Genomic DNA, 8526 nt, shown 5'->3' on the forward strand with positions numbered 1-8526 from the left:
CGTACTGGTTTAAAGTTAATCCACTATATCTTTTATACGGAGGCATCCATCATCAGCCTGCCGCCTGCTTTTTCCACTCGACACTCCCTGCCAAATCGGTATTGAAATGCGCGCCAATGTTTTGCCGCCTTGCGTATGCGGCTTGGGCGACGGCGAGGCTGCATTCGAGCAGGTTGCGGTTTTCGTATTCGGACGCGGTGTGCGGCTCGGTTTGATTTTGTTTCCAAAGCCGCAGTTGGGCGATGGCGCGGCGCAGGCCGGTATCGTTGCGGAGGATGCCCAGATGGCGTTGGTTGAAGGCTTGCAGGGCGGGGCGACTGAATGTGTTTTGGAGGTCGCCTGAAAAGATGTCTGCTTCGGCGGAGGGGTTTTCAGACGATCTTTGGGACGGTGCGGTTTGGAATGCTTGTCCGTCCGCGATGGTTTGGGCGGCAAGTCTGGCGGTAACGACGCATTCGAGCAGGGAGTTGCTGGCGAGGCGGTTGGCTCCGTGCAACCCTGTGCAGGCGGTTTCGCCTAAGGCGTAGAGCTGCGGCAGGGAGGTTCTGCCGCCGGGGTCGGTTTGGATGCCGCCGCAGGTATAGTGTTGCACGGGGCGGACGGGGATGGCTTGGCGCGTGATGTCCAAGCCGCATTGGGACAGGCAGTGCCGATGGATGGACGGAAAATGCTGACGGACGAACGCTGCGGGTTGATGGCTGATGTCGAGTGAGACGAAGTCTTGCGTTTGTTTGGCGATTTCGGCGGCGATGGCGCGGGCAACGATGTCGCGCGGCGCGAGTTCGGCGCGGCGGTCGTAATGCGGCATAAACCGTTCGCCCGATTGGTTGGTCAAGATGCCGCCTTCGCCGCGCACGGCTTCGGAAATCAGGAAGGTACGGCCGTTTTCAGACGACCTTGCCAAGCCTGTGGGGTGGAATTGGATAAATTCGAGGTTTTCGACTGCGCAGCCTGCGCGTATCGCCATGGCGATGGCGTCGCCCGTGCATTCGGGCGGCGTGGTGGTGGCGGCGTAAATCTGTCCCAAGCCGCCGCCTGCGAGTACGGTATGGCGGGCGCGAATGCGGTAGGTTTCTTGCGTTCGGCGGTCGAGGACGGTCAGTCCGCATGCCGCGCCTGATTCGGTTTGAACGTCCAACGCCATTTGCCGCTCGCAAACGCGGATGTTCGGGCGGCGGCGTATTTGGGCAATCAGGCTCTGCATGACGGCTTCGCCCGTGTAGTCGGCGACGTGGGCGATTCGGCGGCAGGTATGCCCGCCTTCGCGCGTCAGGTGCAGGTCGTTATTATTTTGGTCGAACGCCACGCCCTGCGCCAGCAGCCATTCGATTGCCGGTTTGCCCTGCGACAGGATGGTGCGGACGGCGGCTTCGTCGCACAAGCCCGCGCCCGCTTCCAAGGTATCGGCAACGTGTTTTTCGATGTCGTCCTCTCCCGACCACGCCGCCGCAATTCCGCCTTGCGCATGGCGGCTGGCGGTGTCGTCCAGCCGGTTTTTGCACAAAATGACGATGCGGAACGATTCAGGCAGCGACAGGGCGAGCGTCAGTGCCGCCAGCCCGTTTCCGGCAATCAATACGTCGCAATCGGTTTGCATGGTGTTGTCCTTGTTTGTGAGGTCGTCTGAAACGGTAATACGGACGGCAAATCAGGCGGGTCCCATGCCGTTGAACACATCTTTTTTCTTCAGCCCTGCCGCGAAATCGAGCATACGCTGCAAAGGCAGTTTGGCAGCTTCGCCCAGCTTTCTGTCCAACAGGATTTCGTTACACCCGCTTGTCAGGGCGTGTTTGATACCACCCAGCGAATTCATCGCCATCCACGGGCAGAACGCGCAGCTTTTGCAGCTTCCGCCGTTGCCCGCCGTCGGTGCGGCGATAAATTCTTTGTCGGGCGCCTGCTTTTGCATTTCGTGCAGGATGCCCAAGTCGGTCGCCACGATGAATTTCTTTTCAGGGCGCGATACGGCGGCTTTCAGCAGCTTGCTGGTCGAGCCGACCACGTCGCCCAGTTCGATGACGCTTTGCGGCGATTCGGGATGAACCAGCACCACTGCGTCGGGGTGTTCCGCCTTCAACGCCGCCAGCTCCTGCCCTTTAAATTCGTTGTGGACGATGCACGAACCCTGCCACAACAGCATATCCGCGCCCGTTTCGCGGCGGATGTAGTCGCCGAGGTGGCGGTCGGGCCCCCAAATCAGCTTCTCGCCGCGCGATTTCAGATACGACACGATTTCCAACGCCACCGAAGACGTTACCACCCAGTCGGCACGCGCTTTCACGGCGGCGGAAGTGTTGGCGTACACCACCACCGTGCGGTCGGGGTGTTGGTCGCAAAACGCTGAAAACGCCTCTTCCGGGCAACCCAAATCCAAAGAACATTCCGCTTCCAAATCAGGCATCAGCACCGTTTTTTCAGGGCAGAGGATTTTCGCGCTCTCGCCCATGAAGCGCACACCCGCCACCACCAGCGTACCGGCTTCGTGTTCCGCGCCGAAGCGCGCCATCTCCAGCGAATCGCCCACGCATCCGCCCGTTTCCAAAGCCAAATCTTGAATCAGCGGATCGACGTAATAATGCGCCACCAAGACCGCGTTTTTCTCCTTCAGCAAAGCCTTGATTTCGTCTTTCAGACGACCTGCCGTCTCGCGGTCGGGCGTGTCGGCAACCTTCGCCCACGCCTGACGGATTTGGCAGGCGGAAGTCGGCGTTTGAATGAGGGGCATATCGTAGTCGAACGAGCGGCGGGCGGCGGTTTGCATGATGTTTCCTTGTAGCTGGTTTTTGAGGCGGCATGAAGGTTTGCCGTCTGTTTTTCAAACTGTTTTTATATTATGCTCAACTTGAGTATAATATGCAAGGTCGTCTGAAAACAGGTTTGAGATACCGCAAAACCGACCCGCTTCGTTCCGACAAACCGCTTTGGTTTACAATAAAGCCTTTCCCACCCGCAGAAAGCCGAACATGGACGCCTACCCCGAAGCCGAAGCCCCGCCGCAAAGCATCGTCGAGCTGGTTCCCGTATTGATTGCCGTTACCGACGGCGGCCTGCGGGTGTTGACCGTCGCCCAAGGCACGCTCCTGCCCAACGGCCCGCTCTCCCCCCTGCGCAATTCCTTGCAGGCGGGCGTGAAGCTGTGGGTCGCCAAGCAGACTTCGCAGCCTATGGGCTATGTGGAACAGCTTTACACCTTTGTCGATACCCACCGCCGCAACGAACACGGCATGCCCGTCTTGTACGTCAGCTATCTGGGACTGGTGCGCGAGGCAGCCGACAGCATCCTGCATCCCGACGCGAAATGGCAGGACTGCTACGGCTATTTCCCGTGGGAAGACTTGCGCACCGATGGCGGGCAGCGCGACGCCGTCGTCAGCCGCCTGCGCATTTGGGCAAACTCGGCGGACACGGAGGAAGTGCGCCAAAAGCGGCTCAAGCGCATTCATTTGTGTTGGGGGGTCGAGCCGGAAAACTGGTCGGAAGAATACGTTTTGCAACGCTATGAAATGCTGTATGAAAGCGGCCTGATAGCGGAGGCCGCCGAGCCGCAGGCAAACTTCGACTTCGCGCTCACGGGGCAGCCCATGCGCCACGACCACCGCCGCGTGTTGGCGACCGCCCTGTCCCGCCTGCGTGCCAAAATCAAATACCGCCCCGTGATTTTCGAACTGATGCCGCCCGAATTCACGCTGCTGCAACTGCAAAACAGCGTCGAAGCCATCAGCGGCAGATTGCTGCACAAGCAAAACTTCCGCCGCCAGATTCAGCAGCAAAACCTCATCGAGCCGTCGGATACCGGAGTATCGGGCAGCAAAGGCCGTCCCGCGCAGCTTTACCGCTTCCGCGACGACGTCCTGCCCGACAGGCTGATTTCGGACATCGGACTGCCGCTGGGCAGCCGTTAACCCGTTTTCAGACGACCTCAAACGAAGTTTTGCCCCATCGGTGCAACATCAATCTTTTTCAACAAAGGAAACCCCATGTCGTCTGAAAACACCCTCTTCCCCCTGCCCGACACCCTGTTGCGCCCCATGGTCGAACAAGCCCTGAGCGAAGACTTGGGTAGGCGCGGCGACATTACGTCCGCCGCCGTCATCGCCCCCGATAAAACCGCCAAACTCTTCCTCGTCAGCCGCGAAAACGGCGTCATCGCCGGCATGGACTTGGCACGTCTTGCCTTTCAGACGATGGATCCGTCCGTCCGCTTCCAAGCCGAAATCTACGACGGGCAAGCCGTCCGCGCAGGTCAGACGCTGGCCGCCGTCGAAGGCAACGCCCGCGCCCTGCTCGCCGCCGAACGCACCGCGCTCAACTACCTCACACACTTAAGCGGCATCGCCACCGCCACCGCGCGTGCCGTTGCCGAAGTCGCCGAATACGGCACAGACATCGTGTGCAGCCGCAAAACCATCCCCCTGCTGCGCGTCCTGCAAAAATACGCCGTCAGGGCAGGCGGCGGCGTGAACCACCGCATGGGTTTGGACGATGCCGTGCTCATCAAAGACAACCACCTCGCCTATTGCGGCAGCATCGCCCAAGCCGTGCGACAGGCGAAGCAGGCAGTCGGACCGTTGACCTGCGTGGAAATCGAAGTGGACACGCTGGCACAACTGGACGAAGCCATCGCGGCGGGCGCGGAACGGATTTTGCTGGACAACATGGACGACGAAACTTTGAAAGAAGCGGCAAACCGCTGCCACACGCAAACCGCCCACCCCCACACCGTCTATTGCGAAGCATCGGGCGGCATCGGCTTCGACCGCCTGAAGCGCGTGGCACAAACCGGCGTAGACGGCATCGCCCTCGGCTATCTGACCCACAGCAGCCGCTCGTTGGACATAGGCTTGGATTTCGTGGCGTAAATTTTGCCGAAGACAGCGGCGCAGAAAGAAAACCATTCAAAAACGCCCGTTTCGTCATTCCCGCACAGGCGGGGTAAAGATGACGAAACGGGCGTTTTCTGGAGTGGATTATAGTGGATTAAAATAAAAATGAGACAAGGCGGCAACGCCCTTATGGACTTTAGCTAAATTACTTTATTTTCGACACGCAACTTACCGCTTGTCGTCATTCCCGCGCAGGCGAGAATCCATTTTTGAAATTCAGAAACCTTTTTTTAAACCAAGATTTCTCAAGTTTTACAATGGATTCCCGCCTGCGCGGGAATGACGGAAGAACGTATCGAAACTGGGAAGATAGGCGATATATGTGATATGGCAAACAGGGTTACAGTTGCACAAAGGTCGTCTGAAACCCCATCACCTGATTTTCAGACAACCTCAATCCAGATCACTTTCGGGCAGCTCTGCCGAACCCATGCGGCGCAGGATGATGTTGGTTTTGTTGCGCAGGCGTTTGCTTTTGGGGTTGTCGGCGTAAAACAGCGGCGCGGGGACGCGGGCGGCGAGTTTGGCGGCCTGCTGTTTGGTCAGGTTGGCGGCGGGTCTTTTATAGAAATACTGGGACGCGGCTTCTGCACCGAATACGCCGTAGTGCCATTCGATGGCGTTCAGATACAGCTCGAAAATGCGGTCTTTGTCGGTAACGGCTTCCATCATCGCGGTAATCGCGGCTTCTTCGCCTTTGCGGATATAGCTGCGGCTTTCGTTCAGAAACAGGTTTTTGGCAAGCTGTTGGCTGATGGTCGAGCCGCCCGCTTTGACTTCGCCGCTTTGTTTGTTGCGTTTGATGGCGTATTGGATGCCGCCCCAGTCGAAACCGCCGTGTTCGGCGAATTTGGCGTCTTCGGAGGCAATCAGGGCTTTTTTCAGGTTGACCGAAATGCGGTCGTAAGGTACCCAGCGGTAATCGAGCGCGACATCTTTGCCTTCGCTTTGAAACTGCCGCATCCGCATCGCCATGAAGGCGGTTTTATTCGGCGCGACGGCGCGGTAAGTGATGATGTTGCCGTACACATAAGCGTTGAAAAAGATAAATGCGCCCAAAGGCAGGGCAATCAGCCATTTGATGATGCGGAACATTTTATAACTCTCTCATATATTGGACGACGGGCAGGACATCGGGCGCGAAGCCGCGCCAAAGCCGGTAGGAAGCTGCCGCCTGCCCGACCAGCATGCCCAATCCGTCGGCGGTTTGTTTTGCACCTGATTGGCGGGCGAACGCTAAAAACGGCTGCGCCGCTTCGCCGTAAACCATATCGTAAGCCAAGGTGCAATGTTCAAAGACTTTGGGCGATACGGCGGGAAGCTGTCCGCTTAAGCCGCCGGATGTGCCGTTGATGATGATGTCGAAGCCGCCTTCCAGTTCATCTAAAGGTACGGCATCAATATCGAAATGCGCCGCCATTTCCGCCGCTTTGGCATGGGTTCGGTTGGCGATGACGATGCGCGCAGAACGGCATGCCTTCAATACGGGAATGACGCCGCGCACCGCGCCGCCCGCGCCGAGCAGCAAGACGGTTTTACCCGACATTTCCACGCCCAGCCTCTTTGAAATATCGTCCGTCAGTCCGAGCCCGTCGGTATTGTCGCCGCGTATTTTACCGTTTTCCAGCAAAATCAGCGTATTGACCGCACCTGCCGCCAAAGCGCGTTCGGAATGTTCGTCCGACAAGGCAAACGCTTCCTGCTTGAACGGTACGGTAACATTCGCCCCGCTCCCGCCGTCGGCAAAAAATGCTTCGACCGCCTGCGCGAAACCGCCGATGTCGGCGCAAATGCGCTCATATTCGATTTCAACGCCTTCCTGCAAGGCAAACTGCCGATGGATTTGCGGCGATTTGCTGTGTGCGACGGGGTTGCCGAAAACGGCATAACGGGGAGCAGTGTTCATAAAAATCCTATCCGGCAGGACAAATGCAAAGACCGCCCATTATAACCGCCTTTGCCGCCTCACAGCGCTGTTTTCCAATAAATCCAAATACGCATCGGATTGTTGACAATCAGGTCGTCTGAAACTATATTCCGCAAGTCAGAAATTTAACGGATTTGCGGTTTCAGACGACCTTCAGCATGATAAAATGCAGCAGATTTTCCGCGAGATTGCGTATCCGTTACTTCCCATTTAGGAGCCGAAAATGTCTATCAAAGACGCAGTAAAACTGATTGAAGAAAGCGAAGCCCGCTTCGTAGATTTGCGCTTTACCGATACCAAAGGCAAGCAGCACCACTTCACCGTCCCCGCCCGCATCGTCCTCGACGACCCCGAAGAGTGGTTTGAAAACGGTCAGGCGTTTGACGGCTCGTCCATCGGCGGCTGGAAAGGCATTCAGGCATCCGACATGCAGTTGCGCCCCGACCCCGCGACTGCCTTCATCGACCCCTTCTACGACGACACCACCGTCGTCCTCACCTGCGACGTCATCGACCCCGCCGACGGTCAAGGCTACGACCGCGACCCGCGCTCCATCGCCCGCCGCGCCGAAGCCTACCTCAAATCCTCCGGCATCGGCGACACTGCCTACTTCGGCCCCGAACCCGAATTCTTCGTCTTCGACGGCGTAGAGTTTGAAACCGATATGCACAAAACCCGTTACGAAATCACGTCCGAAAGCGGCGCATGGGCAAGCGGGCTGCACATGGACGGTCAAAACACCGGCCACCGTCCCGCCGTCAAAGGCGGCTACGCCCCCGTCGCCCCGATTGATGCCGGACAAGACCTGCGCTCTGCCATGGTGAACATTTTGGAAGAACTCGGCATCGAAGTCGAAGTCCACCACGCCGAAGTCGGCACCGGCAGCCAAATGGAAATCGGCACGCGCTTCGCCACATTGGTCAAACGCGCCGACCAAACCCAAGACATGAAATACGTCATCCAAAACGTTGCCCACAACTTCGGCAAAACCGCCACCTTCATGCCCAAACCCATCATGGGCGACAACGGCAGCGGCATGCACGTCCACCAATCCATCTGGAAAGACGGTCAAAACCTGTTCGCAGGCGACGGCTATGCCGGCTTGAGCGACACCGCGCTCTACTACATCGGCGGCATCATCAAACACGCCAAAGCCCTGAACGCGATTACCAATCCGTCCACCAACTCCTACAAACGCCTCGTGCCGCACTTCGAAGCGCCGACCAAACTCGCCTACTCTGCCAAAAACCGTTCCGCGTCCATCCGCATCCCGTCCGTGAACAGCAGCAAGGCACGCCGCATCGAAGCGCGTTTCCCCGACCCGACCGCCAACCCATACTTGGCGTTCGCCGCCCTGCTGATGGCGGGTTTGGACGGCATTCAAAACAAAATCCACCCGGGCGACCCAGCCGATAAAAACCTCTACGACCTGCCGCCGGAAGAAGACGCACTCGTCCCAACCGTCTGCGCCTCTTTGGAAGAAGCCCTCGCCGCCCTCAAAGCCGACCACGAATTTCTGCTGCGCGGCGGCGTGTTCAGCAAAGACTGGATCGACAGCTACATCACCTTCAAAGAAGAAGACGTACGCCGCATCCGCATGGCGCCGCATCCGTTGGAATTTGAAATGTATTACAGCCTGTAATCCGCATTTCCAGTCAGGCTAAACGAAAGGTCGTCTGAAAACCTTGAACTGGCCCCCAAATCTTGGACACTCAT

7 protein-coding genes are annotated in these 8526 nt (G+C 58.0%); 3 read left to right on the plus strand and 4 right to left on the minus strand.

Annotation, left to right across the window (positions count from 1 at the left end; translation table 11 throughout):
* Positions 1-52: 52 nt before the first annotated feature.
* Complete coding sequence (gene nadB, locus HMPREF3066_RS00970; RefSeq protein ID WP_070439869.1) at positions 53-1597, minus strand: L-aspartate oxidase; 1545 nt, start codon at positions 1595-1597, stop codon at positions 53-55.
* 51 nt (positions 1598-1648) lie between these two features.
* Positions 1649-2761, minus strand: coding sequence for a quinolinate synthase NadA (nadA, locus tag HMPREF3066_RS00975; RefSeq protein ID WP_070439871.1), 1113 nt, complete (start codon positions 2759-2761; stop codon positions 1649-1651).
* A gap of 202 nt (positions 2762-2963) precedes the next feature.
* Here nadA and HMPREF3066_RS00980 point away from each other — a divergent pair, with 202 nt between their 5' ends.
* Both HMPREF3066_RS00980 and nadC read left to right on the plus strand, forming a co-directional pair.
* Positions 2964-3902 carry an NUDIX hydrolase gene (locus HMPREF3066_RS00980; RefSeq protein ID WP_049230405.1) on the plus strand — a complete coding sequence of 313 codons (939 nt, stop codon included), beginning with the start codon at positions 2964-2966 and terminating at the stop codon, positions 3900-3902.
* Between the two features lie 75 nt (positions 3903-3977).
* Positions 3978-4859 carry a carboxylating nicotinate-nucleotide diphosphorylase gene (gene nadC / locus HMPREF3066_RS00985; protein WP_070439873.1) on the plus strand — a complete coding sequence of 294 codons (882 nt, stop codon included), beginning with the start codon at positions 3978-3980 and terminating at the stop codon, positions 4857-4859.
* Between the two features lie 417 nt (positions 4860-5276).
* Here nadC and mtgA read toward each other — a convergent pair whose 3' ends face one another.
* Positions 5277-5978, minus strand: a complete 702-nt coding sequence (gene mtgA, locus HMPREF3066_RS00990; RefSeq protein WP_070439875.1) for a monofunctional biosynthetic peptidoglycan transglycosylase — start codon at positions 5976-5978, stop codon at positions 5277-5279.
* 1 nt (position 5979) lies between these two features.
* Complete coding sequence (gene aroE / locus HMPREF3066_RS00995; protein WP_070439877.1) at positions 5980-6789, minus strand: shikimate dehydrogenase; 810 nt, start codon at positions 6787-6789, stop codon at positions 5980-5982.
* A gap of 244 nt (positions 6790-7033) precedes the next feature.
* Between aroE and glnA the strand changes: the two genes are divergently transcribed.
* On the plus strand, positions 7034-8452 hold the full coding sequence (glnA, locus tag HMPREF3066_RS01000; RefSeq protein ID WP_019270334.1) for a type I glutamate--ammonia ligase: 1419 nt from the start codon (positions 7034-7036) through the stop codon (positions 8450-8452).
* Positions 8453-8526: the final 74 nt, after the last annotated feature.

It is taken from the genome of Neisseria sp. HMSC03D10 (assembly GCF_001807625.1).
GTDB lineage: Bacteria > Pseudomonadota > Gammaproteobacteria > Burkholderiales > Neisseriaceae > Neisseria > Neisseria mucosa.